This is a genomic window from Desulfovibrio sp. SGI.230, assembly GCF_050313065.1.
Classification (GTDB): Bacteria; Desulfobacterota; Desulfovibrionia; order Desulfovibrionales; family Desulfovibrionaceae; genus Desulfovibrio.
In genome coordinates this window covers 210,081-236,644 of sequence record NZ_JBNPKS010000001.1, presented here as the reverse complement: position 1 = coordinate 236,644, position 26,564 = coordinate 210,081, and the positions used below count along the sequence as shown (strand labels likewise).

The window sequence follows — 26,564 nt, the reverse complement described above, 5'->3', positions numbered from 1 at the left end:
GCACACGCTTTCATATCCAGTGTAAGGAGGCTTTTCATGGCCGACATTACCGTTACCGAACATCTTCTGCTGCATCAAAAGCGCTCTCCCCAGGCTACCGGCCAGTTCACCGGTCTTTTGTATGACCTGATCCTGTCGGGGAAGACCATCTCCCGCCGGATCAACAAGGCCGGTCTGCTGGATATCCTCGGCGGCACGGGCGAGGTGAACGTCCAGGGCGAGAACGTGCAGAAGATGGACAGCATCGCCAATCGCATCCTGCTCTACCGCATGGAACGCTGCGGCGCCCTGTGCGCCATGGGCTCCGAGGAAGAGCCGGAGCTGGTGCGCGTGGGACCGGAATTTCCCCGCGGCGATTATATCCTGATCTTCGACCCTCTCGATGGTTCGTCCAATATCGACGTCAACATCAATGTGGGCACCATCTTCTCCATCCTGCGCCGTCCTGCGGGCAGCACCGGTGAAGTCTCCCTGGAAGAAGTCCTGCAGCCCGGCATCCAGCAGGTGGCCGCGGGCTATATCCTGTACGGCCCGTCCACCATGCTGGTGTTCAGTACCGGTCAGGGGGTGCATGGCTTCACACTGGACCCCGGCGTCGGGGAATTCCTGCTTTCCCATCCTGATATGCGCATCCCGGAGCAGGGGCACATCTATTCCGTCAATGAAGGCAACCGGAACAACTGGGACGAGCCCGCGCGTGAGGCCGTCGAATGGTTCCATACCTGCAAGAGCCCGGAAGGCAAGGATTATTCCGCCCGTTATGTGGGCTCGCTGGTGGCCGACTTCCACCGCACGCTGCTGTACGGCGGCATCTATCTGTATCCGCCGGACAAGAACAAGCCCAACGGCAAACTGCGCATGATGTGCGAAGCCGCCCCGCTGGCGTTCCTGGCCGAGCAGGCCGGCGGCAAGGCCAGCGACGGTCGTCGCCGTATCCTTGAGCGTCGCCCCGAGACCCTGCACGCCCGTACGCCCCTGTACATCGGTTCGGCCCGTGACGTGGAGGCTGTGGAGGCCATCTACGCCAAGTATCCGGACTAGTCCGAGTGGGAGAAGACCTTGCTGTGCCTCGGCATTGAAAGTTCCTGTGATGAGACCGCGCTGGCGGTGGTCCGGGACGGTGTCCTGCTGGATGCCGTCCTGGCCAGCCAGGCGGATATCCATGCCCTGTTCGGGGGCGTCGTCCCTGAACTGGCTTCCCGCGAGCATTACCGCTATCTGGGGACGCTGTTCGACCAGCTCATGCAGCGCCTTGACCTGCGTCCGTCCGATCTGGATGTGGTGGCTGTATCCCGGGGGCCCGGCCTGCTGGGCAGCCTGCTGGTAGGCGTTGCCTTTGCCAAGGCGCTGGCGCTGGGGTGCGGGGCCCGCTTTTTGGGGGTCAATCACCTGCATGCGCATCTGCTGGCCGCAGGGCTGGAGAACGAACTGCGCTTCCCCGCGCTGGGATTGCTGGTCTCCGGCGGGCATACGCATATCTATCGCATGGAATCGCCTTCCCGCTGCATCGTCCTGGGCAAGACGCTGGATGACGCGGCAGGTGAGGCCTTTGATAAGGTCGGAAAGATCCTGGGGCTGGCCTATCCCGGCGGCAAACTGATGGATGCCCTGGCCCGGCAGGGCAGGGCGGATGCCCGTCTGTTCCCGCGCCCGTATCTGGACAACGACAATCTGGATTTCAGCTTCAGCGGTCTGAAGACCGCCGTGACCAGCTATGTGCACCAGGTGCTGCCTGACCAGCCCTGGCCGCATCCCTTGCAGGATACGGCAGATGCCCCCCAGGCTTTGAAGGATTGCTGCGCCTCTTTCAATCTGGCCGTGGTGGAGACCATCGTCACCAAGGTGGAGCGGGCGCTTGCCGCCAACCCCGATCTGGATCTGCTGATCATGGCCGGAGGCGTTGCCGCCAACAGTCTGCTGCGTGAGCGTATGGCACAGCTGATGGAAAAACGGGGCGGCCATACCATCATGCCCGGCCGTGCCCTGTGCACGGACAACGCCGCCATGGTGGCCTATGCCTCCTGGCTCATCGCCAGGGAAGGCTGGCAGCATGATCTGCGCATGGAGACCATCCCGCGGGGCAAGGCGATCCCGGACGATATGTTTTTTCGGGAACTCTAGATATTTGTCACCGTTTTTGTGTCACCGTCTTGACAGTGGCGGTTGAGGCAACTAATCTTTTGGCAGCCGTGGCAGCTCATCTGCGATGGCGGGATCCGTCCGCCTGTGACGGGAATTTGCTTATTTTCTAAGGAGAGACACTATGGCCGAACAGATTTCTGATGCCACTTTCGATAGCGTTGTCCTGAATTCCGATATCCCTGTCCTGCTGGACTTCTGGGCCCCCTGGTGCGGTCCCTGCCGCGCTGTGGGCCCCATCATCGATGAACTGGCTGCCGAGTACGAAGGCAAGGTCCGCATCGTCAAGATGAACGTTGACGAAAACCCGGCGACGCCCACCAAATTCGGTATCCGCGCCATCCCGACCCTGATGCTGTTCAAGAATGGCCAGGCCATCGACCAGGTGACCGGTGCCGTCAACAAGGACGCCATCGTCAACATCCTGCAGACCAAGGCCCTGGCATGAGCTCCTTCGATGCTGCAGTCATAGGCAGTGGCCCTGCCGGGGTGACGGCGGCGCTGTATCTCGTCCGTTCCGGCTGCTCCGTCATCCTTTTTGAGAAGATGGCAGCCGGAGGACAGATCCTGCAGACCGAGGCCCTGGAGAACTACCCCGGGTATCCCAAGGGTATCAAGGGCTACGAGCTGGCCGACCTGTTTGCCGCCCATCTGGAAGGCTTGCCGGTGACGCACAGCCGGGATGCTGTGGAAAGCGTCAGCGGTGAGGCCGGCAATTTTGTCGTGCAGGCCGGTGGTAAGGAGCACAGCTGCCGGACGGTCATCGTGTGTTCCGGCGCCCATCATCGCGAGCTGGGGCTTGCTGATGAAAAGCGTCTGCAGGGTCGTGGGGTCTCGTATTGCGCCCTGTGCGACGGCAACTTCTTCCGCAATGCGCCGGTCGCCGTCGTCGGCGGCGGCAATGCTGCGCTGGAAGAATCCCTTTATCTGGCCAAGCTGGCTTCCAAAGTCTATCTGATCCATCGCCGTGACGAGTTCCGCGGGGCGAAGATCTATCAGGACAAGCTGGAATCCATGCCGGACAAGGTGGAGCTGGTGCGCAGCAGCGTCGTGACCGCCCTCCATGGAGAAAACGCCCTGACATCCCTGAGCGTCAGGGATCTGAAGACGGACGAGATTCGTCAGATCTCCGTCGAAGGGCTGTTCATCTATGTCGGTTTCGAGCCGGCAACGGCGTACCTGCCCGCCGCGCTGGAACGTGATGCCCAGGGCTTCATTGTGACGGATACGGAAATGCGGACCAGCATCCCCGGCATTTTTGCCGCCGGTGACGTGCGTTCGAAACTGTGCCGTCAGGTCATAACTGCCGCCGGTGACGGTGCAACGGCTGCGCAGGCAGCTTTCGTCTTCCTGGAACAGCTCCATGTTTAAAAACTATCTTCGCTCTCTGACTCTGGCTTTGGCCATCTTTTCGCTGTCTGGCTGCGGCATCATCGATATGATCTACCTGCCTCCGGCCGAGGATACAGCGCAGGAGATATTCGAAGCCGGCAATGACGCCATGAGCGAAAAGAACTATGTGCGCGCGGTTGAACTGTACAACAAGCTGCGGGATACCTATCCCTTCAGCCCCTATACGGTCGACGCGGAGCTGGCCCTGGCCGATGCCTATTACCTCGATGAGGAATATGTGCTGGCTGCGGAAACATACAAGGATTTCGAGTCGCTGCACCCGCGGCATGATGCGACCCCCTACGTCATCTATCAGACGGGCATGTCGCTCATGAAGCAGTTCCGGTCCATCGACCGGGCAACGACGATCCTGCAGGAAGCCCACGAATACTTCGCACGGCTGCAGCAGGTCTATCCTGACTCTCCCTATGCCAAGGATGCCGGGGAAAAGATGCACACCTGCCGTCGCCTGATGGCCGAGCATGAACTCTATATCGCCGACGTGTTCTGGCATATGGAAAAGTATGGTCCTGCCTGGCGGCGCTATGAATATGTGAGCGAGAACTTCCCGGATGTTCCTGAAGTAGCCTCGCATGCCAAGGAAAAGTCCCTGGCGGCGTACCACTACTACAAGGAAGAGCAAGGCCGCCTGACCCGCGAAAAGCGGCAGGGCAGCTGGCGAAACTGGTTCACCTGGCTGTAAGAACAAAAAAGCCCCGTTCGGGGCTTTTTTGTTCTGCAGGGAAAATGACTTCCACTCCCGCTTTCCGGGATGTGCACCGGTACTAAGGGAACCGGCGCATGACTGTGCTGCAGAGGCTTCCGGTCTGGCTTGGGGACGCTCTGCCGCATGAAGACAAGGATGGAATGACGATGAACGAGGAACACAGTCAGGCCAAGAACAGGGCTGCTTTGGTATCCCTGCTGGCGGCCTGCCTGCTTACGGCCATCAAGCTGGTTGTGGGTATCTATACAAACAGCCTGGGGATCCTTTCCGAGGCATTGCACAGCGGGCTTGACCTGCTGGCGGCGGCCATGACCCTGTATGCCGTCCGGCTCTCTTCCCGTCCTGCGGATGCCCGGCATCCTTATGGGCATGGCAAAGTCGAGAACCTGTCGGCACTGGGCGAGACAGTGCTGCTGTTCGTTATCTGCGTCTGGGTCGTCTATGAAGGCGCAGGCCGTCTGCTTTCGGGCGATACGCCGGTGGCTCCTTCCATCTGGGGCATCATCGTGATGGGTATTTCCATCGTGATCGACGTGAACCGGGTGCGGGTGCTGAAAAAAGTCGCCAAGGAGACACGGAGCCAGGCGCTGGAAGCCGACGCCCTGCATTTTTCGACAGACATCCTGTCTTCTGCTGTCGTCCTCGTGGGGGTGGGGGCCGTCTGGCTGGCCGCCAAGCTGCAGCTGCCTGAACCGGTACACAAGGTCCTGGTGCAGGCGGATACCGTTGCCGCCCTCCTGGTGGCCCTGATCATTTTCCGGGCCAGCCTCCATATGGCCCGGGAAGCCATCAATATGCTCATGGACAGCGGTTCTACGGAAGAACAGCAGGCCATCTGTGAGGCAGTGAAGCATCTGCCGGGCGTCCAGGACGTGCAGCGTGTGCGTTTGCGTTCCAGCGGTCCGCATTATTTTGTGGATCTGACCGTGGGGGTCGACCCGGCCATACGCGTCAGTGAAGGGCACAAGATCGCCCATGATGCCGAACTTTCTGTGGATGCCATCTTGCCCGGCGCGGATGTCACGGTCCACGTGGAACCTGTGCGTTCCGGCCAGAAGGAAGATCCCTTTACTGTGGTGCAGCGGGTGGCCTCCATCCAGGGGCTGGCCGTCCATGATGTCCAGATCCTGCGCAGCGGGGCGGGGACGCTTGTGGAGGTCCATGTGGAAGTGCCGGGACAGGAAGCCTTCTGCGAGGCCCACAAGCGGGTCCGTGCCTTTGAAGAGGCGTTGCATTCTGCCCTGCCGCAGGCCGGGATCGTCACCCACATCGACCCTGAAGAGCGGGGAGACGTCCAGGAAGAAGCTGCTCCTGCCCAGACAGCCGTGGCAGAGCTGGCCTGGAAGGAAGTAGAGCAGGCCGTTGGTCGCGAGCCCCTGCTGTGCTGTGCCCACGGCTACCATGCCTACACCTTGCCGGTGTACGGCTTGTGCATCTCCTTCCACTGCTGTGTCCGGCATGAACTGAGTGTGGAAGAAGCCCATCAGCTGACGGTCCGCCTGGAAAAAGAGCTGCGCGAACGCCTGCCGCTGCTGGGGCGCATACTCATCCATCTGGAGCCGCCCAGGACGGAATCCGCTCCGCTGGGCAAGTAACGAGCAAAAAGAAAAGAGGCAGGAAGATGCATGAACATTCTCCTGCCTCTTTTTAGTAAGGCTCTATGTGTCGTCCCGTCCAGGAAAAGTGCCTCTGCTTGGGACGGAGGCCTTTCACGAGAGGATGGGACCTGAGGGAAAAGCGTCCTTTTCGCGCCAGCGGACGGCTTTGGACCTCAAAGGCCTCTAGGCCTTTTCTTCCGTTCCGGCGGTCGTCCGGGCAAGAGCTTCGGCCAGCGATGCCGTCACGGGCTGGGCGGGCTCTTCCTCAAGGATGACCGGCGCGCAGCCCGAAGCTTCGATAAGGCGCTGCCACAGGGCATCCATGCCCATGCGCTTGCTGGAAGAGGTGATGACCGGTTTGACGCCGACGATCTCGCCCCATTCCGCCTGGCGTGCCGCACGTTCCCGCTGGTTGCACTTGTCGGCCTTGGTCAGGATGGGCAGCAGGGGAAGCCCGCAGGAACGGGCGAAGCCGGCAAGCTCCAGATCCAGTTTCTGGGGGGGCAGGCGGCTGTCCAGCAGCAAGGCCAGGGCGCGCAGGTTCTTGCAGGTAGAAAGATATTTTTCCAGCAGGGTCGCCCAGCTGCGGCGTTCGCTGTGGCTGGCCCGGGCATAGCCGTAGCCCGGCAGGTCTACCAGAAAAAAGTTGTGGGGCTGCACCCGGTAAAAATTGATGGAGCGCGTCTTGCCCGGTGTGGCACTGACCTTGGCGAGCTTTTTGCGCACGGCCAGAGCGTTGATGAGCGAAGACTTGCCCACGTTGGAACGGCCGGCCAGGGCCACCTGGGCTTCCGGGACATCCAGGAGTTGCTGGAGGGTGTAGACGGTGCTTTCTAGGGTAAGCGTCGGCATGGTGTGGACCTCAGGCACAGCTTGACAGTAAGGGGTATTTTCACAATAATCCGCAATTCACTAAGCGTATACTAGCCGTAGCGCGTTTTTTTTGCAAATGGCCGGAAAAAGGCCACGTGCACGGCAGCAGGAGGAAGAATGTATTCGACGACTGATTTTCGCAAGGGCCTCAAGATCGAGGTGGAAGGCATCCCCTACGAAATTGTTGACTTCCAGCACTTCAAGCCCGGCAAGGGCGGTGCCATGGTCCGCACCAAGCTGCGCAACATCCTGACGGGACGCATCCAGGACATCACCTTCCGTTCCGGCGAAAAGGTGGGCAAGCCCGACATGGAGACCCGCGACATGCAGTTCCTGTATCGCCAGGACGACGAGCTGATCTTCATGGATATGACCACCTACGAACAGCTCCAGGTCTCCACCTCCACCACCAGCGGCAAGGAAGGCTTCCTCAAGGACGGTCAGGAATGCCGCGTGCTGCTGTACAAGGGCAATCCCCTGGATATCGACATCCCGCTGAGCCTGGTGCTCGAAGTGGTGGAGACCGAACCCGGCGCCAAGGGCGACACCGTGAGCAACGTGACCAAGCCCGCCAAGCTGGAGACCGGTATCGTGGTGCAGGTGCCCATCTTCGTGAACGAAGGTGACCGCATCAAGGTCGATACCCGTACCAAGGAATACCTGGGCCGCGAATAGGCCTTTTTGCAAGATACGCGAGGGTAGACATACGGACGCACGCAAGTTCAGCCGCGAACTTTTTGGGCTTTTCCTGCTTTTCTGGGCACTGCTGATGCTGCTCAGTGTGGTGACTTTCAGCGCCAATGACCCCAGCCTCAACCATGTGGTCAGCAGGCAGGCTGAAGTCAGCAACCAGGCGGGACTTTTTGGTGCCTATACTGCCGGCTTCCTCAATGATGTTTTTGGCATAGGCGCCTATATCTGGCCTCTGGTCTTCGGGGCCCTGGGCGCGTCCTGTGTCTCCCCCGCGTACACCATCAGCTGGTGGCGCTGGTGCGGCCTTTTTTTGCTCACCATCTGCCTGCTGGTCGTGGGGGCCGCATGGGATCTGTCCCTTGGCGATATCGCCGGTGGCGGGATGATCGGCGGCACCCTGCACTCCAATTCCAGCTATTATCTGAGCCCCGGGGGCTCGGGGCTGGTCTGGTTCTTCATTTTTCTGGTCGGCGTCCAGCTGACCTTCAACTTCTCCTGGGTCTCCGTAGGGGCGCTGTGCGTGGCCCGCATCCGCGAGCGCATCCTGCAGAAAAAACAGGAAGAAGAGCACAAGCCCGAGATCGTCACTCACGGTCAGGAGCTTGCCTCCCTGCCTTTCCATAAGCGTATCCTCGCCGGTCTGAAACAGAAGACGCCGGGCAAGGGATCCGATTTCTGGCGGGCCCTGCGCGACAAGCTGGGCAATATCCGTCCGGCCAAGGACCCCATGCCGGAAATCTATCCTGTGGAGCCCGAGGAGGTCGCCCAGCCTGCTGCGTCTGCCGCTCCCGTCAGGGAGCAGGCGCCGGTTGCCGTGCCCGTCTCCGGGCCTGATGACGATGATGACTTTTTTGCGCCGGCGGCTCCCCGTCCGGTCATCGTAGAGACGCCTTCCTTCGTCCCGGCTGCTGAGGATGACTCCGCCGCCGGTGACATTGCCGTGGAAGAGGCTTTGGCGCAGGAAAGCCGCGGGCAGGATGCTGCCGCGTCCGCCTCTGCCGAACCGGCTCCTGCAAAGCAGGACGCCGCCGCAGCCCCCAAGGCCGCTCCTGCCGCTCCTGCAGCATCTGCTCCCCGGCCGACGACGCCTGCCCCGCAGGAAAAGCGCCCTCGCGCGCCCATTCCTTTGCCCAGTCTTGATCTGCTGAGCCTGCCCTCCAAGGATGCCCCCCGTGTGCGCCGGGAGGATCTGGAAGCCCGCGGCAAGGCGCTGATGGAATGCCTGAAGGATTTCGACATCCAGAGCGAGCTCGTCCGCATCACGCCCGGGCCTGTGGTCACCATGTACGAGGTGCGCCCGGCTCCCGGTATCCGCGTCAACCGCATCGCCAATCTCAGCGACGATCTGGCCCTGGCCCTCAAGGCCATCGCCGTGCGCATCCAGGCCCCGATTCCCGGATCGGATACCGTGGGTATCGAGATCCCCAATGATGACAGGGAGATAGTCAATTTCAGAGAGCTGGCCTCGTCGGAAGATTTCCGCAAGGGTTGCGGGCCCCTGACCATGATCCTGGGCAAGGACATCGCCGGTCGTCCCTTCATGGCGGACCTGACCAGGATGCCGCACCTGCTGGTGGCCGGTGCCACCGGTGCGGGCAAGAGCGTCTGCCTCAATGGTATCCTGCTCAGCCTGCTGTACCGTACGCAGCCTGAAGAGATGCGTCTGCTCCTGGTGGACCCCAAGCGCATCGAAATGGCCATGTACGCCGATGAGCCGCACCTGATCCATCCGGTGGTGACGGAGATGAGCGAGGCCAAGAACGCTCTTGACTGGGCCGTGCATGAGATGGACCAGCGCTATGAGGCCATGGCCCGCATGGGCGTACGCAACGTGGCTTCCTACAATCAGCGCCTGGCCAGCTACAACGGTCAGCTCCCGCCGGATCTGGCCGATCTGGAGCCCTTGCCCTATCTGGTCATCGTCATCGACGAACTGGCCGACCTGATGATGACGGCTGCCCGCGAGGTGGAGACCAGCATCGTGCGTCTGGCCCAGCTGGCCCGTGCCGCGGGCATCCATATGATCCTGGCCACCCAGCGCCCCAGCGTGGACGTGGTGACCGGCCTGATCAAGGCCAACTTCCCCTGCCGCATCTCGTTCCAAGTCACGTCGCGGCATGATTCGCGCACCATTCTGGACCAGGCCGGTGCCGAGCATCTGCTGGGCCGCGGCGACATGCTGTTCAAGCCCAGCGGCGGTCGCTTGCAGCGTTTGCACGGCCCCTTCCTGAGCGATGAGGAAGTGCAGAACGTCGTCGGTTACTGGAAGCACCATCTCGTGCCCAGCTACAAGGTCAGCTTTGCGGACTGGAACGCTGACGGCGCGGCCGGTGGCAGCGGTGGCGGCAGCGGCGCAGGGGATGTGGCTTCGGATCCCCTGTACGCGGAGGTCCAGGCTTTTGTGACCGAACAGGGCAGGGTGTCCATTTCCCTGATCCAGCGTCGCTTCAAGATCGGCTTCAACAGGGCCGCCAATATGGTGGAACAGCTGGAGGCCGACGGTATCATTGGCCCTGCTGACGGCAGCAAGCCGCGAGCCGTGGTCAAATAGGAGGTAACAATGCGCATGATCAAATCTCTGGTGCTTGGTGCCGTATCCCTGCTGGCGCTTGCCTCATGGGCGCAGGCCGCCGATCTCGTGGGAGATCTCAAACAGCGTTATGACACCTTGCAGTCTTTTTCCGCCGAGTTCGAACAAAAGCTCACCCATAAGGAAAGCGGGGCTGTAGAGACCCGTTACGGGACCCTGCATTTCAAAAAGCCCCTGCTCATCCGCTGGGAGACGAAGAAGCCCATCAAGGAGACCCTTGTGGTCACGGGCAAGGAGATCTGGGATTACATCCCGGAAGAGGAAGTGGCCTACCGCTATCCTCACGATCTGGTGCAGGATTCCCGCAGCATCATCCAGGTGCTGACCGGCCAGGCCGCGTTGAGCAAGGATTTTGACATCAAGGAAGAAGGTTCGGAGAACGGGATGCGGAAGATCCGCCTGTACCCCAAGGACCCGACGCCCCAGATGGTCGAAGCCCTGATCTGGGTGGATGCCCAGACCTTTATCCGTCGCGTGGATCTGGTGGACTTTTACGGCAACCATAACGACGTGAATTTCACCAAGTTCATTCCGGACGTCATGCTGGGAAGCAGCACCTTCCAGTTCACGCCGCCCAAGGGCGTCGACGTGGAAGACCGCACGGATAAAGCCAAGGTGCAGGAGCGCGAGCTTTTCAAGTAGCGCCATCGTGCAAAGCAGATAAAAAAGGCCCCGTTTTGCGGGGCTTTTTTGTTGTTTCGTTTCCCTCGTACTGGTTGCAGGAAGGAACGGCCTCCTGATCCCGTCTGCACAGTGTGCGGGCCGTGCAGGCCTGATGCGTACCGGTGCATGAGTGCTGGGGACCGTTCTGGATTCTGAAGCATTCCGTGTGGACAGGTGCCGCGACAGCATGGACGGCTGGCCTGTACGGCTTCGTCGGGGAGGTCTGTATCCTGCCTTGACAAAGGCTGCGGAGCACGGGCATTATCCCCACGATGGGGCATTCTCTGATCCGGCGGACATGCGGTCCGCAGAGGGTGGACGCGCGCGACAGCCGGTGGTCAGGCTGTGCACGAAAGAGCATGCCCGGATTCACGACGAGGCCGTTTCGTCCGTATGCGGTACGCCGTGGCAAAGAGCAGACAAAGGAGTGTTCATATGTCCGCTGACTGGAGCAAGGGCGTTGAAGAACTGGTGCAGGCCTGGCAGAGCGATCCCCTGAATGCCCGCGCGGCCTTCCTGGCGTATCGTGACTATCTGGTGGGTCTGGAAAACGTTTCGCTGGAATTCAAGGCCCGTCCGGGCGTCAGCTATTCGCTGCGTGCGCGCAATGCCGCCCAGAAACGGCGCGAGCTGTTCGTCCTGGTGGACGTGGTGGATGACGAACCGGAAAGCCGCTGGCTGTCGGTCTGCTTCTATGCCGACATGATTCAGGATCCTGACGAGCTGGGCGACTATGTGCCGGCCGGTCTCATGGGCGAAGATGCCTGTTGCTTCAATCTGGATGAAGATGATGATGCCATGCGTGCCTACATCGCTGACCGCATCGCCGAAGCTGCCCGCAGCGCGGCGGAGGGCAAGGAGTAGCCCCGTATGACGACAGGCCGGTATGTGGCCCTTGATTTTGAAACTTCCGGCTATGCGGCCCACAGCGCGTGCGCTGTGGGCCTTTGCCGCATCGAGGATGGCGTGGTGACGGACAGCTTTTACAGCCTGATCCGTCCGCCGTCCTCCCGTGTTTTGTTCACCCATGTGCATGGCCTGACCTGGCCCATGCTGAAAGACGCCCCCACCTTCACGGAACTGTGGCCGCAGCTCGTGGCCTTCATGGAAGGCAGCCATGCCCTTCTGGCCCACAATGCCGGCTTCGACCGCAGGGTGCTGCATGCATCCTGTCAGGCTCTGGAGCTTGTGCAGCCGCAGCTGCCGTTTTTGTGTACGCTCAAGGGAGCGCGTCGCAGCCTGCCGCTGGCATCGCGGGCGCTGGACAGCGTCTGCGGCTACTTCGGTATCCCGCTGGATCATCATCATGCGGGGTCCGATGCCCGGGCCTGTGCGGAGATCTATTTGCGCCTGCGCGGCCTGGGCGTCACAGATGGTCAGATGAAATTGTAACGGCGGTCAGACAGCGCAGACAGGAGGCATCCCCCCGGATGACCTCCTTTTTTTATGGCTGAAGGTCGGCGAACGGGGCACGGGCGGATGGGAGAAGCCGCGCGACCGTATGGAGAAACGGAGAGCTGGGAGGGGATATGGATATCGTACATGTCCGTAATCATAAAAAAGCCTGGTTGCCGCTCTTGCTCGTCGGGGATGAGAGCGAAGCCATGATAGACCGGTATCTGGAACGCGGGGAATTGTTCGTCCTTCATGACCCCGATGCCCGGGGGCTTTGCGTCGTGACCCGGGAAGGCGAGGGCGTGGCGGAGATCAAGAACCTGGCCGTGGCAGCCGCCTGGCGCAGACGCGGTTACGGCAGGGCGCTGATAGAATTTGTCTGTGCGCGCTATGCCTCGTCCTGCCATAGTTTGCAGCTGGGGACAGGAGAAGTCCCATCGACGCTGGCATTTTACCGGGCCTGCGGTTTTGTGCCCTTTGACCGCATCCCTGACTTCTTTATCCGCAACTATCCCCAGCCCATCGTGGAAGAGGGCATACTCTTGCGTGATATGGTGTACCTGCGGCGCCGGCTGTCTGCCGGGGGATAGGGCAGGGAGCGGGGGATCGTATCAGGACACAGCGTGCGTCATTTTTTTGAATGCTTATGTGGAGCCATTTGGGGGGTGATGTTTAATACATTGTAATCAATGATTATTCATGAATGGCATCCTCTTTGCTAGCTATATATGGATACAGCTATCCATGGGGGAAATTTGGCAGTGTCGGGCAGCATGCAGGAGCGTCACGGAGCGACAGGGCGTACACGACAGGCCGCGTTTGCGGCGGTCGGGTTCGTGTCTTTGCTTCTGGCCGTACTTCTTGGCTGGTTGTCCTTGCAGGGAGAAGGCGGGTGTAGCGGAGATAACGATGCAGCCGCCCTTCGCCATGAGCGGGAGACCTTGCTGGCCCGGCAGCTGGAACAGTTCTCCTGCATCCGTCAGGCGCGGGTGCAACTGGCTCCCCAAAGCTGGCAGTCCGGGGCGGTCATCGTCCTGGAGCCCGCGCGACCGGAAGCCATGCCGGATGCCGCAGCTCTGGACAGGATGCTGGATACCCTGTCCCTGATACCGGATGCCCCGGACAAACGCCATGTCCTCGTCTTCGATACGGAAGGACGGCGCCTGTATCCTGATCATGAGACAGACGAGACGGCCCGCCGGGAACAGGAAGTGGCGCTTGAGCGGCAGGCCCTGCGGGTCTTGCGGCCACTGCTGGAAGGCAACGGCAGGGCAGAAGTCCTCGTCAGTCTGGATGGGGCAGAAAAAGGCCGGACAACGGGACGTCGTACCATCTCGGTATTGCTGGAAGAAAATGCCGTCCCGGAAACAGTGCGCCCGTATCTTGAGAGCCTGCTGGGGCAGGCCTGTGCGCTGGAAGAGGGGAGGGGCGATGCCCTGCGGATCTGTTTTCTGCCTGCCAGGCGGAATGCGGCTGCCCTGCGGGGGCTGGCCTTCATCTTTGCCGTGCTGGCTCTGGCCGGTATGGCTGCATTCTTTCGGGCACGTCGTCGGGCCTCTGGCTCATCTGCCGATCCCGAAGTCCGTTTTGAGGAAAAACTGCCGTGTGAGGCAGAAAGGGACAGCAAAGCGGCAGAGGATGCCGAGAGTCTGCGCCGGCAGCTGGAAACCTCTTTGCGCGAGCATCCCGGGCAGGGGGTGGCCCTGCTGCGGCACTGGTTGATACAGGAAGATACAACGCCGGAAGGGGCAGCAGGAGGGCGGGAGTCATGCAACTGACAGGCAGCCAGCGGTGTGCGGTCTTCCTTCTGGCCATGGGCGAAGACGTGGCCACGGACATGCTGGGCCGCATGCAACGGCAGGAAGTTGCCCGGATAACGGAAGCCATGGCCAGCCTGCCGCACGTCCCCGAAAGCGAAGTGCGGGCAATCTTGCGGGAGGCCCGGATATTTCTTGAGACGCAGGCCGACGGCATCTGTGCGGACAGGGCCCTGGCCGGTCGCCTGCTGGCGCACTGTCTTGGCGAGCGCGAGGCGCGGGAGACCATGCGCGCCTGGGGCCCGGCGGAGTCGGCACGGCCGTTCGAATCTCTGGAGCGGATGCGCCCGGGGCAGCTCTATCAGCTGCTGCGGCAGGAACATCCCCAGACGCTGGCGCTGGTCCTTGGCCATCTTTCCGCTTCCCAGGCGGCGGGCCTGCTCATGCGCCTGCCGACGGAGATGCGCTCACTGCTGCTGGAGCATATCGGCGGGCTGGCCCCGGTGGATGCGGACATCCTGGATGAGGTGGACAGTGTGCTTGCCCGGCAGGCTGCGGAAAGATCCGTGCAGGACTGGCGTCCCGGCCTGCAGGTGGCAGCGGAGATCGTGGCGGCTGCGGGCAAGGATGCGGCCAGGGAGCTGCTGGCCGATCTGGAACGGCACGACTCCCGCCTGCCGTCGCTGCTGGGCAGGATGGTTCACTGTCCTGAAGACTGTTTGAAACTGGAGGACGGTCTGCTGGAAGAGGCACTGGAGGAAACGTCCGGTGAAGCTCTGGTCGGGGTCTTGGACACCTGCGGGCCTGCCGTGCGTGCGGCCCTGCTGGAGCATGTCCCGGAGGCACGGCGATCCGCCATCGAGCGGCGTCTCCGCGAGGGGGAAACATCTCCGGGGCAGTCTGCGACATATCGTGAAGATTTTTTGCGCCGTGTGCGTCATTTGCAGGCAGAACGCCTGCAGGCGGATCTGGATGCGGCAAAAGCCGCCGGACCGAGGACCGGATCATGAAAAACAGCCCGGAAGATCATCTTCCGGGCTGTTTTTTTCTCGATGTTCAGGCAACCTATTTGTCCAGGATCAGGGCATTGGCCTCGCAGCTGCGGTCACTGGCCAGCAGGCCGTTTTCCTGCAGATAGCGTTTGCCCTGGGCGGCAAAGTCGGCATGGCTGATCTCTTTGGGGATGCCGGGACAAAAATCCTTGGCCAGATGCAGGCTGACGGGGTCTTCTATATTGCCCCGGAAAAAAGGCCAGGCTTTGCAGATGGAAGGCTTGCCTTCATGGACGATGCAGCCTTTGCCTTCCCGGAAGAAGATGCAGTAGCCGTCTTCGCCCACGCGGATCTTGAGTTTGGTCCCCACATATTCCCCAAACTGGCGTATCACCTCTTCCTCTTCCATACGGAGAGTGGCGCAGAGCCGCTTCAGGTCGGAGGGGCTGACGACGATACCGCCTTTCCCCTTGCAGCAATGGCCGCACATCTTACAGGAAAAGGCCTGGGTTTCTTGGCTCATTTCGATATCCTCAGGATTATTTTTGCAAAGTGAGCAGGCGGGCGTGTTCGGCCATGAGGCAGAGATCCTCCACCACCAGGATCTGTTCAGGCTCCAGCAGGGCACGCGCCTCGGCGGAGCGGATGCCCTCCTGCATCCAGAAGCAGAGGGGCTTCCAGGGCAGGGCCAGCACTTCCTGCGCATGGGCGGGACAGTACTGGGGAGCACGGAAAAGGTCGATGATGTCCACCGGCTGGGGCAGGGACGCCAGATCGGGATAGGCCGTCAGGCCCCAGACGGTCTTGCGGACAGGGTGCACCGGAAAGATGGTATAGCCCTTGTCCAGCAGATAGCGGCCCACTCTGTCCACGGGCTGCCCGGCTTTGTCCTTGGCGCCTACGATGGCGATGCTGCGGGATCGCTGGAGTACGTCCCGGATGGCGGTAAACGAAAGCATCCTTGCCTCCATAAGGGATTGCCCCGACATAGCCGACGGGGGAAGACGACTATACGGGCTGACAGGGGCAAGTGCAAGCCTGGGCTCCGGCTTGATGAAAACTTGCGCCCTGTCGCGATATCAGGCCTGGTGGGCCTCCTGGGCGGTCGCTGTTGCAGGTGTCGCAGGAGCGGCACAAATGACCGGCTTGACGGCAAAGAGCTTGTCCGTTTTGCCGAACAGGTAGAGCAGATCCCCGGCTTCCATGACGAAGTCGGCAGGCGGGGAGGCCACTACCTCCTGCTCGCTGCGGGCCACGGCCACCACGGTCACGGCGTATTCCCGGCGCAGGTTGCTCTGGGCAAGGCTGAGGCCGCACAGGGGGGAACCTGCCTCCAGCCGCATGGTCTGCACACCCATTTCGGGCAGACGGCTGGCAACGCTTTCCAGACTGTCCGCAGCACTGCTCATGCGCCGGATCATACGGTAATTCTGCTGGCGCAGACGGGCGGAGAAGGCGTCGATATCCTGACGGGGCACCAGATACTGGGTCAGCACCTGGTTGAACACCTCGATGGAGGTCTCGAATTCCTCGGCGATGACCACATTGGCTCCCAGACGGCGCAGCGGGGCGACCTCGGTGATGAAGCGGGTGCGGGCCACGATGTAGAGGTCGGGGTTCATGCGCCGGGCTTCCAGGGTGATGGCGCGCACTGCCGCCGGGTCGGAGATGATGATGGCCAGGACACGGGCCGTGTAGACGCCCAGATGCTCAAGGATGACAGGCTGGGAGGCGTCCCCGTGCGAGATGGGCTCCTTGTTCTTGTAGCGGCTCACGGTCTCGGGGTTCATCTCCAGGATGGTGTAGGGGATGCCGGATTCCTTGGCCACCTGGGCCAGGTGTTTGCCGCTGATGCCGAAGCCCACGATGATGAGATGATCCTTGAGGGTGCTGGCCTTCTGCTGCTCTGCTTCCGGGCTGGAGGCTTCCTTGCCGCGTCCCCTGGTCAGCAGGGCGGCGGCGCGGGGGGCCAGATTGATGAGGAAGGGCGTGAGCATCATGGTGATGACGCTCAGGGCCAGGAAGGACTGGTAGCCGATGTCGTTGAGCAGACCGGCGGCCAGACCGGAGGCGGCCAGCACGAAGGAGAATTCACCGACCTGCGCGAGGCAGAGGGAGGTCTGGATGGCCGTACGCAGCGGGTAGCCCTGCACCAGGACGGCGGGCATGGTCAGCAGGCTCTTGATCAGGATGAACAGCAGGGTGTTGAACAGGATGGCCCAGATGTGCTGGAGGAAGAAGGAGAGATCCAGCATCATGCCCACGGAGATGAAGAACAGGCTCATGAAAACGTCACGATAGGGCATGATGCCCGAGATGACGCTCATGCTGTACTGGGAACGGGCCAGCATCAGGCCCGCCAAAAAGGCGCCCAGCGAAAGCGAAAGGCCCAGGCTGTGGGTCAGCAGCGCCATGCCGAAACAGGTGCCCAGGGTCGAGAGGAAGAGCAGCTCGCGCGAGCGGGTGCGCATGACCGCTTCCATGAAGCGGTTGAGGCCCAGATGCGCGGCCAGCAGCACGGCCCCGAGGATGCCGCCCACTTTCAGCACCGACAGCAGCATGTCCAGGGGCGCCATATGGAACTGCCCGGACAGCAGGGGCACACAGAGCATCATGGGCGCGACCATGATGTCCTGAAAAACAAGGATGGCCAGAGAAAGACGCCCCGTCGGCGTGCTGGTGAGGCCTTTCTGCTGGAAGATCTGCAAGACGATGGCCGAAGAGGACAGGGCCACGAGACAGCCCCAGAAAATACCGCTGGGCAGGCTTGTCCCGTCCAGAAGGGCGGTGAGACCGGCTATGGCCAGCACCGTCAGGCCGATCTGCAGGCTGCCCCCCAGGAACACGGGGCGTTTCAGGCGGCTCAGGGCCTCGCCGGACAGCTCCATACCGATGGTGAACAGCAGCATGGCCACGCCCAGCTCCGCCACATCGCTGATGGACTGGCTGTCCACGATGCCCAGCAGGGAAGGCCCGCACAATACGCCGGTCAGCAAAAATCCTACGGTTGCCGTCAGCTTTATCTTGTTGCATACAAGGTTGACGACGATGGAAAGCAGGAAAATGATGACCAGTTCATCGAGCAGTTCAAAATGCATTTGTACCTCCGGGGCAGGTGCGAACCCGCACGTCATGCGCCGGTCCCGGACCGGTTGGGCATGCCGTTTGCAGGGGAACTATCATAAAAAAAGGCGGCCAAAGCCGCAAGGGAGTACCTATGGACTTGTTTGAAGCGATCAGGACCCGGCGCAGTATCCGTTCCTTCACCGACGAACCCGTCAGCCAGGAAGATATGGACCGCATGCTGGAGGCCGCCATGTGCGCTCCCAGCGCCAACAACCGCCAGCTCTGGCATTTTGTCGTGATCCGTGACCGCGAGATGCTGCGCAAGGTGGCGGAGGTCCATCCCTACGCCAAGATGGCGGCAGGCGCAGCCGCAGCCGTCATCATCTGCGCCGATCTGAACGAAGAGAAGACCCCCGGGTTCTGGGTCCAGGATTGCTCGGCGGCCACGCAGAACTTCATGCTGGCGGCGCGTGCCCTGAACATCGGCACGGTCTGGTGCGGTCTGCATCCCATCGAGGACAGGGCCCGGCCGTTCCGCGAGATCTTCCACATGCCGGAGAACATCCGTCCCCTGAGCCTGATCGTGCTTGGACATACGGATCAGGAGTTCAAGGCTCAGGAACGCTTCCGCGCTGAACGTGTCCATAACGAAGACTGGTAGGCAGGCCCTCCGCGCACGCGTTTTTGTGTGATGCAATGAAAAAAGCCCGGCATGGCCGGGCTTTTTTCATTGCTGTTTGGAGGGGAGCGCTAGCAGACGCCCTGAGCGATCATGGCATCGGCCACCTTGCGGAAGCCGGCGATGTTGGCACCCAGCACCAGGTTGCCGGGCTGGCCGAATTCCTTGGCGGTCTCGGCAGCATTCTTGTAGATGTTGCCCATGATGTCCTTCAGCTTGCCGTCGACGGTCTCGAAGGTCCAGCTCTGCATGCCGGCGTTCTGCTGCATTTCCAGCTGGCTGGTGGCCACGCCGCCGGCGTTGGCAGCCTTGGCCGGGCCGTAGGCGATACCGGCTTCCAGGAAGGCGTGCACGGCTTCCAGGGTGGAGGGCATGTTGGCGCCTTCGGCCACGCACTTGCAGCCGTTGGCCAGCAGGGCCTTGGCGTCAGCCAGGTTCAGTTCGTTCTGGGTGGCGCAGGGGAAGGCGGCGAAGCAGGGCACGGACCACACGGCATTGCGGCCTTCGGGGTATTCGGCCACAGGGGTGTGCTTGGCGGTAGGCACCAGTTCGGCGTAACGGGTCAGGGAAGCGCGTTCCACTTCCTTCACCTGCTTGAGCACGTCGACCTTGATGCCTTCGGGATCATAGATCATGCCGCGGGAGTCGGACACGGTGACGGGCTTGGCGCCCAGCTGGAGCAGTTTTTCGCAGCAGTAGGTGGCCACGTTGCCGGCACCGGAAACGGCGCAGACTTTGCCTTCCAGGCTTTCGCCGCGGTCTTCCAGCATGTTCTGGGCAAAATACACGGCACCGTAGCCGGTGGCTTCCGTACGGGCCAGGGAACCGCCGAAGAGCAGGTTCTTGCCGGTCAGCACGCCTTCGTAGCTGCGGGTCAGGCGCTTGAACTGGCCGAACATGTAGCCCACTTCGCGGCCGCCCACGCCGATGTCACCGGCGGGCACGTCGATGGTGGCACCGATGTGACGGTGCAGCTCGGTCATGAAGGCCTGGCAGAAGCGCATGACTTCGGTCTCGGACTTGCCCTTGGGATCGAAGTCGGAACCGCCCTTGCCGCCGCCGATGGCCAGACCGGTCAGGGAGTTCTTGAAGATCTGTTCGAAGCCCAGGAACTTGAGGATGCCCAGGTTCACGCTGGGATGGAAGCGCAGGCCGCCCTTGTAGGGGCCGATGGCGGAGTTGTACTGCACGCGGTAGCCGCGGTTGACCTGGATCTCACCCTTGTCGTCCACCCATTCCACGCGGAAGCTGATGATGCGTTCGGGCTCGGTGATGCGCTCGAGGATCTTGTACTTTTCGTACTTGGCGTCTTTGTCCAGCAGGGGCTGGAGGGTCATCAGCACTTCTTCCACGGCCTGGAGGAAGACAGGTTCGCTGGCGTACTTCTGTTTCAGGCCTTCAATGACTCGTTGAGCGTAAGACATGGGTGCACTCCTCTGTGCTCTGTGTGCGCATAGCGCAAAAAACGTTGAATCCTGCCGTTAAAGGCAGGAATTTTTTTTACGCAGTTTCTCCGAGCCTTGCAATACGTTTTTCGGCGCTCAGTGGGAGTTTTCAGAGGGGCAGGCGTCGTGGCGGCGCATCCTTTTCAGATCGCGGAGGGGCGGTTCGCCAAAGAGGCGCTTGTACTCACGATTGAACTGGGCCGTGCTTTCGTAGCCTACAGCCAGCCCCGCGCTGCCCGCATCCATCTCGCCGGCCAGCATCAGACGCTGGGCCTCGTACAGGCGCAGCCGCTTGTGATACTGCAGCGGGCTCATGCCCGTGACCTCCTTGAAATGCCGGTGGAAGGTCGATGTGCCCATGTTGACCTGGCGGGCCAGCTGGCTCACCAGCAGGGGCTTGCGGTAGTTCTTGCGGAGCCAGTCCGTAGCCTGGGCGATGCTGTTGGCCTGGGTGCCGTGGGTATTGAGCTGACGCAGCCCGGCGCCCTGCGGCCCGATGAGCAGCAGGTAGTGGATCTCGCGGATGACCAGCGGCGCAAGGATGGGGATCCGTTCCGGCGTATCCAGCAGGCGGGCCAGACGCAGGAAGGCATCCAGCAGTTCGGGGCTGGTCGTGCCCAGGATGACGCCGCTGTCCGGGCGGGCCGCAGGCGGGACGGCATCGGCCAGTTCCTTGACCATCTGGCCGGTCAGGCTCCTGTCCAGCTCCAGCGACATGGCCAGGAAGGGGTGGTCATGGCAGGCCTGGAGGACGCGGAAGGCGTTGGGCATGTCGACGCCCGTGACCAGGCACTGGCCCTCCCCGTAATGGATCTCCCGGTCCCCCAGCATGGCGATCTTTTCTCCTTGCACGATGATGGATGCCGAAGGCTTGCCGAGGCAGGTCGTGGTGGTGTGGCAGGTCTCGAGCCTGCGCGTGACCAGTCCGGGCACGGGGCTGTGGTACGTGCCCGTGCGGGGCATGTGCTGGAGCAGGATCTCCTTGATGCGGGCATTGATGCGGAGCAGTTCAGCGTGCGGGTCGAGCATGGGAACATCCTTAGAAGAAAAAGGCTGCAACGACTTTGAATATAAACAACTTGTCGTAGCCTGAACAGCGGAAGAGAGGATCTGGCAAAAAAAGAGCATAAATGTATCGCCTGCGGGGCAGACCGGCCGTTCATGCTGCCGCGGCAAGGCGGAAAACAGGCTGTAATGGCCTGTATGGACGCCATGTCTGGCCGGACGTGTGCCGCCATGGGTCTTGTGTATTGTCCGAAAGTTTTTTTTGGGGCACAGTGGCCGGAAGCGACGTAAGGCCGGGCATCCCGCCCGGCTGCAAGTTCATCTGGAGGAAGCACCATGAAGTTTTCCCGTATGGCCAGCCTGGTCTGCCTGCTGTGTCTGTTCCCCTTGTCCGTCCCCGTCCAGGCCGCGGACAGCCTGAAGATCTCCAGCACCATCGGTCCGGTGGATGCCGGTATCCTGCCGCTGCTGGCCGATACCTTCAGCAAAAAGACCGGTATCGCCATCAGCATGGAAAAAGCCGGGACCGGCAAGACCCTGAAAAAGGCGGAAAGCGGCACCTTCGACCTGGTGATGGTCCATGCCCGCAAGCTTGAGGACGCCTTTGTGGCTGCCGGTTTCGGTGTGGATCGCCGCGATGTCATGTACAATGACTTCGTCATCCTGGGCCCTGCCGGTGACCCGGCGGGCATCAAGGGCATGAAGAGCGCTGCCGAGGCCTTTGCCACCATCGCCAAGGCCGGTGTGCCCTTCGTCTCCCGCGGGGACAAGTCCGGTACCCATGTCAAGGAAATGGACATCTGGCAGGCTGCCGGCATCCAGCCCGCTGGCGCCTGGTATGAGGTCTATGCCGACGGCGCCAAGGGCAACAAGGCCACGACGCTCTATACGGACAAGAAGCAGGCCTACACCCTGATGGACCGCGCCACCTGGCTGACCCTCAAGGATACGGTCAAGGTCGTGCCTCTGGTGGAGAACGACCCCATCATGCTCAACCTTATCGCCATCATCCGGGTCAATCCCGACAAATTTCCCCAGGTCCACAAGGATGCGGCCCTGAAGTTCGCGGACTGGCTGGTGGGCGATGAAGCCCAGACCATCATCCGTGATTTCGGCAAGGACAAGTACGGGCAGCCCCTGTTCTTCCCCAATTCCGATCAGTGGAACGCCAAGCACGGCAAGTAGTGACTGACGGCAGGGGAGCTTTCGTACACGGGGCTCCCCTATTTTTTATAAAAGATTTCATAATTTTTTGATACCGAAAAAGCGGGATGTGTCCGTTTAACATGCATGAATATATGATTTTTTTATGCCAGCATTCCCGAGAGATGCTCCTCGGGCCCCTGGGAGGTGCCCGTCTCAGGGAATTTTGGCCTTGACGACAAATTTGATATAGAGCTATATAGCACTTAACTTTTAAAGAAGGATGTTATGCAACCTTTGCAGCTCTCCCCCCGTTATTCCGAGGCCCTGCCCATGTACTACCGTCTGCAGCAGACCCTGATCGACAAGATCATCTGCCAGGACTGGAAGGCCGGCATGCAGCTGCCCTCCGAGCGCGAGATCGCCGCGACCATGGGGATCAGCGTCGGGACTGTCCGCAAGGCGCTGGAAAACATGGTCCACAAGGGCTATCTGAGCCGGATCCAGGGCAAGGGCACCTTCGTGGCCGAGAACACCCTGGATAGGAACAACGTGAAGTACTACAGGTTGCGCAAAAGCCTTACGGACCAGGATACCTCGCTGCGTGTGAGGACGATATCCATAGCCAAGGCCTCGCGGACCGATCCCGTCATCAGCGATTTTTCGCCGGCGCCGGACATCCAGGAGTTCCTTAAGGTCAGCCGTGTGTTCCTGGGGAAGGACGGCGAGACGTTCTGTCCCGTCGTCATGAGCGAGTCCTACATCCCGCTCCCGTTCGGAGAAGGGCTCATGAACATCTCTCCGGCAGAGATGGAAGAGCTTTCGCTGTATCTGCTGATAGAAAAGTACTGCCATTTCCCCGTGTTGCGCAGCTGTGAGCAGCTGGGGGTGGAATGCGCCTCCCGGGATGTGGCGCATTATCTGGAAGAGAAGGAAGGGACCCCCATGATCCGTTCCAACATGCTTTCCATGACCTATGAGGATCGCATCGTGGAGTTCCGGCGCAGTCTGATCCGGTCCTGTCCCTTCGGGCTCATGCGCTTCCATGAATTCAGGAAGTGATGTCGTTTTGGGAAAAGGGACTCGGCTCCCTTTTTTTGGTCTTTTAACTGCTATATAGAACCATAGCATATGTGGCAAAAAAGGAGACGATGTATGCAGCCATACATGACCCTGAGTGCAGATGTGCTGATTGTCGGCGGCGGTAGCGCCGGCGTGATGGCGGCTATACGGGCCAAACAGATGGACCCCGGGCAGCGGGTCGTCGTGTTTGAAAAAGGAGACATGCAGTATTCCGGGTGCATCGCCCGCGGCATGGACGCCATGAACATCGTGGCTGTGCCCGGGACCGAAGAGACCCCCGAGCTGTATGTGGAGACCAACAGGGAAGCCTGCCAGGGCATCATGGACGAGCCCGTCAACTATGCCATGGCCAAACGGACCTGGGCCGTCATGAAAGAGCTCATGGACTGGGGGGTCTGCTTCCCCGTGGATGAAAAAGGGCAGTTCGACAAGCTGCAGATCCACTCCAAGGGCAAGTTCTGCATCACCATGAAGGAGCCGGAGCTCAAGACGATACTGGCCAAAAAAGCCTATGAGTACGGCGCCGAGGTCTACAACCGCATCATGACCGTACGTCTTTTGAAGGACGGCGACAGGATCAGCGGCGCTGTGGGCATCAACGTCCGTACGGGAGAGATCGTGGTCTGCAAGGCCAAGAGCGTCATCCTCTGTTCCGGCGGCACGGCCCGTTTCGGTCTGCCTGCCAACGGCTATCTGTACGGCGTCTATGACTTCCCGGGCAATACCGGTGACGGCTACGTCATGGCCTACCGTGCCGGTGCGGAGCTTTCCGGCTTCGAATATACGCTGGTCTATTACATCATCAAGGACATCAACGCGCCCCTCCTGTACATCACCCTGACCCGCGGCGCACACCTGCTCAACGCCTTTGCCCAGGAGTTCCAGGAAGACCATCCCGGCATCCACCTCATGCACATGGAGCACCTTGCCGAGCGCGGTCCCATGCGCATCGACATGCGTCACATGAGCGAAGAGAAGATCCGCGAAGTGGAAGACCTGCTGTTCTCCACCGAACGACCGGTGCAGGAGCGGTTCTTCAAGGGGCGCGGTGTCGACTTCCGCACCGGCGAGATCGAGCTCTGGCCCACGGACTGCTACCTTTGCGGCGGGCATGGCCTTACGGGCATCCGCATCAACGAGAAGGGCGAGAGCTCGGTGCCCGGCCTGTATGCGGCGGGCGACGTCTCCCTGGTGGCCCGGGCCCATTTGAGCGGCGCGTTCACCTTTGGCCAGATCACGGCGGAGAACGCTACGGAATACGCCAGCACGCTGCCTGACATGCCGCTGGATGAGGAGCAGGTCCTGGAGGTCATCCGGGATCGTGATGCCAAGCTTGCCCAGGCTGACGGCAAGATCCCCATCGAGGAGTTCGAATACAAGGTGCGCCGCCTGATCAACGATTACATCCGTCCGCCCAAGAACGAATACAAGCTCGACAGGGCCCTCTGGTGGATGGACCGTTTCAAGAAGGAACTCAGGACAGACGTCAGGATCGCCAACAAGCACGACCTGTTCAAGGCCTATGAGGTCGAGAACATCATCCATTGCGCGGCCATGAGCGCCCTGGCCTCCAAGGAACGCAAGGAAAGCCGCTGGGGCCTCTGGCACATGCGCTCCGACTATCCGATGAAGGATGATGAACACTGGATGAAGCACATCGTGCTGAAGCAGGGGGATTCGTTTGATGATATCCGCATTTCCTATGCGCCAATCATAAAGATGTAGGTGTGTCATGAGCGCTGAAAACATCCTTGAAGCCTTGACGGACAATATCGTCGTCGACAAAAGCAAGTGCATTTTTTGTGGCCACTGCGCTGAAAAATGCGTGCTGGACAATATCCGCATCAACCGGGCTCCCTGTTCCGGGGCCTGTCCTCTGGGGCTCAATGTCCAGGGGTACGTGCAGCTCATCGCCAGGGGCCAGGAAGACCGGGCCCGCCAGCTGATCGCTGATGTGCTGCCTTTTGCCCCCGTCATCTGCAGGATCTGCGACCATCCCTGCGAGCATGCCTGCAACCGCCGGGACGTGGACGGGCAGGCGGTCAGCATCAACGGGCTCAAGCGCTATCTTTTTGCCGGTATGCCGGATGGGGAACTGTGTCCGGCTGCCGCGACAGGCAAAAAGGTGGCCATCGTCGGTGCCGGGCCTGCCGGTATGCTGGCCGCATATGACCTGCGCCGGGCCGGGCATGACGTCGCCGTCTATGATGCCGCCCCGAAGGCCGGCGGTCTGCTGTGCAGCGTCCTGCCGCTCTGGAAGCTCCCTGACAGCGTGCTGGACGGCCAGATCGCCATGCTTGAAAAAGGCGGTGTGACCTTCCATCTGGGACAGCGCATCGACAAGGCGGGCCTGGAGGCCCTGCAGGCTGCGCATGATGCGGTCATTCTGGCCCTGGGTGCCGGGGAGGGGCGCGCTTCGGGCATCAGCGGCGAACAGCTGCCGGGGACCTTGCAGGCTCTGGATTTCCTGACCCGCGTCCGGTCCGGGCAGGGCAGGGAACTTTCCGGCAACGTCGTGATCGTGGGCGGCGGCTATGTGGCGCTGGATTGTGCCCAGGCGGCGGTCCGCTGCGGTGCGGAAAAGGTCCTGGTCGTCTATCGCCGTACGGTGGACGACTTCAAGGCCGACCGCGAAGACCTGGAAAAGGCCAGGGCCCTGGGCGTGCGCTTTGCCTTTACCTGGGCCCCGGAACGCATCACTGACGCAGGCGGGCTGACACTGTACTGCCGTCACGATATGGCAAAATTGCCCGGCCAGTGCGTGGACTATCCCGATTTCGATCCTGATGAGGAACGGGCCTTCCCGGCGGATACCATCATCTGGGCCATCGGCCAGCAGCCGGACAGGCAGCTCGCATCCCTTGCGGGAGGCGTCAGCGTCGATCCCGTCACCCTGCAGGCAGGCGAAAAGCCCCTCTTCGTTGCCGGGGACATGGTGGGCGGGGCTTCTTCCGCCATTCGGGCCATGGCATCGGGGCGGCAGGCGGCCACATCTGTCCTGCGCCTGCTGGAAGGCAGCGACCTGTACTATGAACGCAGCTATCCCGGTCCCTTCATTGATGATTATGTTCTGGACATCGCGGAGCCCTGCCGTCATGAACGGCAGCAGGGCAGTGGTCATGTGTGCACGGGCAAGGGCGATTTTGCGGAGACGACGGACGTCTTCACCGCGGAACAGGCCCGTACCGAGGCCTCGCGCTGCCTTTCCTGCGGCGGCCCGACCGGCCATTACCGCAACTGCTGGTTCTGTCTGCCGTGCGAGGTGGAGTGCCCTGAACAGGCATTGTATGTGAATATTCCCTATCTGCTTCGTTAAGCCCCTAA

At 61.2% G+C, this 26,564-nt stretch carries 25 protein-coding genes; 19 read left to right on the top strand and 6 right to left on the bottom strand.

Annotation, left to right across the window (positions count from 1 at the left end):
• Nucleotides 1-36: 36 nt before the first annotated feature.
• From fbp to ACQRAG_RS01070, 6 genes are all read left to right on the top strand, one after another.
• Entirely contained in the window at nucleotides 37-1,041 is a 1,005-nt protein-coding gene (fbp, locus tag ACQRAG_RS01095; RefSeq protein WP_168935783.1) for a class 1 fructose-bisphosphatase, read from the top strand.
• An 18-nt stretch (nucleotides 1,042-1,059) separates the two neighbouring features.
• Nucleotides 1,060-2,121 carry a tRNA (adenosine(37)-N6)-threonylcarbamoyltransferase complex transferase subunit TsaD gene (gene tsaD, locus ACQRAG_RS01090; protein ID WP_304043969.1) on the top strand — a complete coding sequence of 354 codons (1,062 nt, stop codon included), beginning with the start codon at nucleotides 1,060-1,062 and terminating at the stop codon, nucleotides 2,119-2,121.
• Nucleotides 2,122-2,263: 142 nt separating this feature from the next.
• A complete protein-coding gene (gene trxA, locus ACQRAG_RS01085) occupies nucleotides 2,264-2,587 on the top strand; it encodes a thioredoxin (protein ID WP_006005379.1) in 324 nt (107 codons plus the stop codon).
• Complete coding sequence (gene trxB, locus ACQRAG_RS01080) at nucleotides 2,584-3,510, top strand: thioredoxin-disulfide reductase (protein WP_168935785.1); 927 nt, start codon at nucleotides 2,584-2,586, stop codon at nucleotides 3,508-3,510. The genes trxA and trxB overlap by 4 nt, the downstream gene beginning before the upstream one ends.
• A complete protein-coding gene (locus tag ACQRAG_RS01075) occupies nucleotides 3,503-4,234 on the top strand; it encodes an outer membrane protein assembly factor BamD (protein ID WP_168935786.1) in 732 nt (243 codons plus the stop codon). Before trxB ends, ACQRAG_RS01075 begins: the two co-directional genes overlap by 8 nt.
• A gap of 170 nt (nucleotides 4,235-4,404) precedes the next feature.
• Nucleotides 4,405-5,853, top strand: coding sequence for a cation diffusion facilitator family transporter (locus tag ACQRAG_RS01070; protein WP_427803741.1), 1,449 nt, complete (start codon nucleotides 4,405-4,407; stop codon nucleotides 5,851-5,853).
• A gap of 186 nt (nucleotides 5,854-6,039) precedes the next feature.
• Here ACQRAG_RS01070 and yihA read toward each other — a convergent pair whose 3' ends face one another.
• Nucleotides 6,040-6,708 carry a ribosome biogenesis GTP-binding protein YihA/YsxC gene (gene yihA / locus ACQRAG_RS01065; protein WP_204673726.1) on the bottom strand — a complete coding sequence of 223 codons (669 nt, stop codon included), beginning with the start codon at nucleotides 6,706-6,708 and terminating at the stop codon, nucleotides 6,040-6,042.
• 138 nt (nucleotides 6,709-6,846) lie between these two features.
• On the opposite strand from yihA, the gene efp reads away from it, so the two are divergent.
• The 8 genes from efp (at nucleotide 6,847) to ACQRAG_RS01025 (ending at nucleotide 14,837) form a co-directional block, all read left to right on the top strand.
• Complete coding sequence (gene efp, locus ACQRAG_RS01060; RefSeq protein ID WP_072333111.1) at nucleotides 6,847-7,404, top strand: elongation factor P; 558 nt, start codon at nucleotides 6,847-6,849, stop codon at nucleotides 7,402-7,404.
• Nucleotides 7,405-7,498: 94 nt separating this feature from the next.
• On the top strand, nucleotides 7,499-9,973 hold the full coding sequence (locus ACQRAG_RS01055; protein ID WP_414437667.1) for a DNA translocase FtsK: 2,475 nt from the start codon (nucleotides 7,499-7,501) through the stop codon (nucleotides 9,971-9,973).
• A gap of 9 nt (nucleotides 9,974-9,982) precedes the next feature.
• Nucleotides 9,983-10,654: an outer membrane lipoprotein chaperone LolA gene (lolA, locus tag ACQRAG_RS01050; protein ID WP_168935789.1), complete on the top strand. Its 672-nt coding sequence runs from the start codon at nucleotides 9,983-9,985 to the stop codon at nucleotides 10,652-10,654.
• Nucleotides 10,655-11,110: 456 nt separating this feature from the next.
• On the top strand, nucleotides 11,111-11,539 hold the full coding sequence (locus ACQRAG_RS01045; protein WP_168935790.1) for a hypothetical protein: 429 nt from the start codon (nucleotides 11,111-11,113) through the stop codon (nucleotides 11,537-11,539).
• A 6-nt stretch (nucleotides 11,540-11,545) separates the two neighbouring features.
• The gene (locus ACQRAG_RS01040) at nucleotides 11,546-12,067 is read left to right on the top strand and encodes a 3'-5' exonuclease (protein WP_168935791.1); all 522 of its coding nucleotides are present in this window, start codon (nucleotides 11,546-11,548) and stop codon (nucleotides 12,065-12,067) included.
• 137 nt (nucleotides 12,068-12,204) lie between these two features.
• On the top strand, nucleotides 12,205-12,660 hold the full coding sequence (locus ACQRAG_RS01035; RefSeq protein WP_427803740.1) for a GNAT family N-acetyltransferase: 456 nt from the start codon (nucleotides 12,205-12,207) through the stop codon (nucleotides 12,658-12,660).
• A gap of 246 nt (nucleotides 12,661-12,906) precedes the next feature.
• Nucleotides 12,907-13,848 (top strand): hypothetical protein, encoded by a 942-nt coding sequence (locus tag ACQRAG_RS01030; protein ID WP_427803739.1) that lies wholly within the window; start codon nucleotides 12,907-12,909, stop codon nucleotides 13,846-13,848.
• Complete coding sequence (locus tag ACQRAG_RS01025) at nucleotides 13,839-14,837, top strand: hypothetical protein (protein ID WP_168935794.1); 999 nt, start codon at nucleotides 13,839-13,841, stop codon at nucleotides 14,835-14,837. The genes ACQRAG_RS01030 and ACQRAG_RS01025 overlap by 10 nt, the downstream gene beginning before the upstream one ends.
• A gap of 55 nt (nucleotides 14,838-14,892) precedes the next feature.
• On the opposite strand, the gene ACQRAG_RS01020 is transcribed toward ACQRAG_RS01025, so the two are convergent.
• From ACQRAG_RS01020 to ACQRAG_RS01010, 3 genes are all read right to left on the bottom strand, one after another.
• On the bottom strand, nucleotides 14,893-15,342 hold the full coding sequence (locus ACQRAG_RS01020; RefSeq protein ID WP_168935795.1) for a YkgJ family cysteine cluster protein: 450 nt from the start codon (nucleotides 15,340-15,342) through the stop codon (nucleotides 14,893-14,895).
• A gap of 16 nt (nucleotides 15,343-15,358) precedes the next feature.
• Nucleotides 15,359-15,778 (bottom strand): CoA-binding protein, encoded by a 420-nt coding sequence (locus ACQRAG_RS01015; RefSeq protein WP_427803738.1) that lies wholly within the window; start codon nucleotides 15,776-15,778, stop codon nucleotides 15,359-15,361.
• Nucleotides 15,779-15,898: 120 nt separating this feature from the next.
• A complete protein-coding gene (locus tag ACQRAG_RS01010) occupies nucleotides 15,899-17,917 on the bottom strand; it encodes a cation:proton antiporter (RefSeq protein ID WP_300645643.1) in 2,019 nt (672 codons plus the stop codon).
• Nucleotides 17,918-18,036: 119 nt separating this feature from the next.
• Between ACQRAG_RS01010 and ACQRAG_RS01005 the strand changes: the two genes are divergently transcribed.
• Nucleotides 18,037-18,546 (top strand): nitroreductase family protein, encoded by a 510-nt coding sequence (locus tag ACQRAG_RS01005; RefSeq protein ID WP_168935798.1) that lies wholly within the window; start codon nucleotides 18,037-18,039, stop codon nucleotides 18,544-18,546.
• 89 nt (nucleotides 18,547-18,635) lie between these two features.
• Here ACQRAG_RS01005 and gdhA read toward each other — a convergent pair whose 3' ends face one another.
• Together gdhA and ACQRAG_RS00995 are read right to left on the bottom strand one after the other, a co-directional pair.
• Nucleotides 18,636-19,988 (bottom strand): NADP-specific glutamate dehydrogenase, encoded by a 1,353-nt coding sequence (gene gdhA / locus ACQRAG_RS01000; RefSeq protein WP_168935799.1) that lies wholly within the window; start codon nucleotides 19,986-19,988, stop codon nucleotides 18,636-18,638.
• A 117-nt stretch (nucleotides 19,989-20,105) separates the two neighbouring features.
• Nucleotides 20,106-21,038 carry an AraC family transcriptional regulator gene (locus tag ACQRAG_RS00995; RefSeq protein WP_239465006.1) on the bottom strand — a complete coding sequence of 311 codons (933 nt, stop codon included), beginning with the start codon at nucleotides 21,036-21,038 and terminating at the stop codon, nucleotides 20,106-20,108.
• Between the two features lie 312 nt (nucleotides 21,039-21,350).
• Here ACQRAG_RS00995 and ACQRAG_RS00990 point away from each other — a divergent pair, with 312 nt between their 5' ends.
• The 4 genes from ACQRAG_RS00990 to ACQRAG_RS00975 all read left to right on the top strand — a co-directional run bounded on the left by ACQRAG_RS00990 (nucleotide 21,351) and on the right by ACQRAG_RS00975 (nucleotide 26,556).
• Nucleotides 21,351-22,199: a substrate-binding domain-containing protein gene (locus ACQRAG_RS00990; RefSeq protein ID WP_168936340.1), complete on the top strand. Its 849-nt coding sequence runs from the start codon at nucleotides 21,351-21,353 to the stop codon at nucleotides 22,197-22,199.
• Nucleotides 22,200-22,445: 246 nt separating this feature from the next.
• Entirely contained in the window at nucleotides 22,446-23,219 is a 774-nt protein-coding gene (locus ACQRAG_RS00985; protein ID WP_337809781.1) for a GntR family transcriptional regulator, read from the top strand.
• Between the two features lie 93 nt (nucleotides 23,220-23,312).
• Complete coding sequence (locus ACQRAG_RS00980; protein ID WP_204625573.1) at nucleotides 23,313-24,965, top strand: FAD-binding protein; 1,653 nt, start codon at nucleotides 23,313-23,315, stop codon at nucleotides 24,963-24,965.
• Nucleotides 24,966-24,972: 7 nt separating this feature from the next.
• Complete coding sequence (locus ACQRAG_RS00975; protein ID WP_427803737.1) at nucleotides 24,973-26,556, top strand: FAD-dependent oxidoreductase; 1,584 nt, start codon at nucleotides 24,973-24,975, stop codon at nucleotides 26,554-26,556.
• Nucleotides 26,557-26,564 lie beyond the last annotated feature (8 nt).

Excerpts from the sequence above, each read along its gene's own strand:
- fbp (WP_168935783.1), top strand. The coding sequence starts at position 37 with ATGGCCGACATTACCGTTACCGAACATCTTCTGCTGCATCAAAAGCGC.
- trxA (WP_006005379.1), top strand. The coding sequence starts at position 2,264 with ATGGCCGAACAGATTTCTGATGCCACTTTCGATAGCGTTGTCCTGAAT.
- trxB (WP_168935785.1), top strand. The coding sequence starts at position 2,584 with ATGAGCTCCTTCGATGCTGCAGTCATAGGCAGTGGCCCTGCCGGGGTG.
- ACQRAG_RS01075 (WP_168935786.1), top strand. The coding sequence starts at position 3,503 with ATGTTTAAAAACTATCTTCGCTCTCTGACTCTGGCTTTGGCCATCTTT.
- ACQRAG_RS01070 (WP_427803741.1), top strand. The coding sequence starts at position 4,405 with ATGAACGAGGAACACAGTCAGGCCAAGAACAGGGCTGCTTTGGTATCC.
- yihA (WP_204673726.1), bottom strand. The coding sequence starts at position 6,708 with ATGCCGACGCTTACCCTAGAAAGCACCGTCTACACCCTCCAGCAACTC.
- efp (WP_072333111.1), top strand. The coding sequence starts at position 6,847 with ATGTATTCGACGACTGATTTTCGCAAGGGCCTCAAGATCGAGGTGGAA.
- ACQRAG_RS01055 (WP_414437667.1), top strand. The coding sequence starts at position 7,499 with ATGCTGCTCAGTGTGGTGACTTTCAGCGCCAATGACCCCAGCCTCAAC.
- lolA (WP_168935789.1), top strand. The coding sequence starts at position 9,983 with ATGCGCATGATCAAATCTCTGGTGCTTGGTGCCGTATCCCTGCTGGCG.
- ACQRAG_RS01045 (WP_168935790.1), top strand. The coding sequence starts at position 11,111 with ATGTCCGCTGACTGGAGCAAGGGCGTTGAAGAACTGGTGCAGGCCTGG.
- ACQRAG_RS01040 (WP_168935791.1), top strand. The coding sequence starts at position 11,546 with ATGACGACAGGCCGGTATGTGGCCCTTGATTTTGAAACTTCCGGCTAT.
- ACQRAG_RS01035 (WP_427803740.1), top strand. The coding sequence starts at position 12,205 with ATGGATATCGTACATGTCCGTAATCATAAAAAAGCCTGGTTGCCGCTC.
- ACQRAG_RS01025 (WP_168935794.1), top strand. The coding sequence starts at position 13,839 with ATGCAACTGACAGGCAGCCAGCGGTGTGCGGTCTTCCTTCTGGCCATG.
- ACQRAG_RS01020 (WP_168935795.1), bottom strand. The coding sequence starts at position 15,342 with ATGAGCCAAGAAACCCAGGCCTTTTCCTGTAAGATGTGCGGCCATTGC.
- ACQRAG_RS01015 (WP_427803738.1), bottom strand. The coding sequence starts at position 15,778 with ATGCTTTCGTTTACCGCCATCCGGGACGTACTCCAGCGATCCCGCAGC.
- ACQRAG_RS01010 (WP_300645643.1), bottom strand. The coding sequence starts at position 17,917 with ATGCATTTTGAACTGCTCGATGAACTGGTCATCATTTTCCTGCTTTCC.
- ACQRAG_RS01005 (WP_168935798.1), top strand. The coding sequence starts at position 18,037 with ATGGACTTGTTTGAAGCGATCAGGACCCGGCGCAGTATCCGTTCCTTC.
- gdhA (WP_168935799.1), bottom strand. The coding sequence starts at position 19,988 with ATGTCTTACGCTCAACGAGTCATTGAAGGCCTGAAACAGAAGTACGCC.
- ACQRAG_RS00995 (WP_239465006.1), bottom strand. The coding sequence starts at position 21,038 with ATGCTCGACCCGCACGCTGAACTGCTCCGCATCAATGCCCGCATCAAG.
- ACQRAG_RS00990 (WP_168936340.1), top strand. The coding sequence starts at position 21,351 with ATGAAGTTTTCCCGTATGGCCAGCCTGGTCTGCCTGCTGTGTCTGTTC.
- ACQRAG_RS00985 (WP_337809781.1), top strand. The coding sequence starts at position 22,446 with ATGCAACCTTTGCAGCTCTCCCCCCGTTATTCCGAGGCCCTGCCCATG.
- ACQRAG_RS00980 (WP_204625573.1), top strand. The coding sequence starts at position 23,313 with ATGCAGCCATACATGACCCTGAGTGCAGATGTGCTGATTGTCGGCGGC.
- ACQRAG_RS00975 (WP_427803737.1), top strand. The coding sequence starts at position 24,973 with ATGAGCGCTGAAAACATCCTTGAAGCCTTGACGGACAATATCGTCGTC.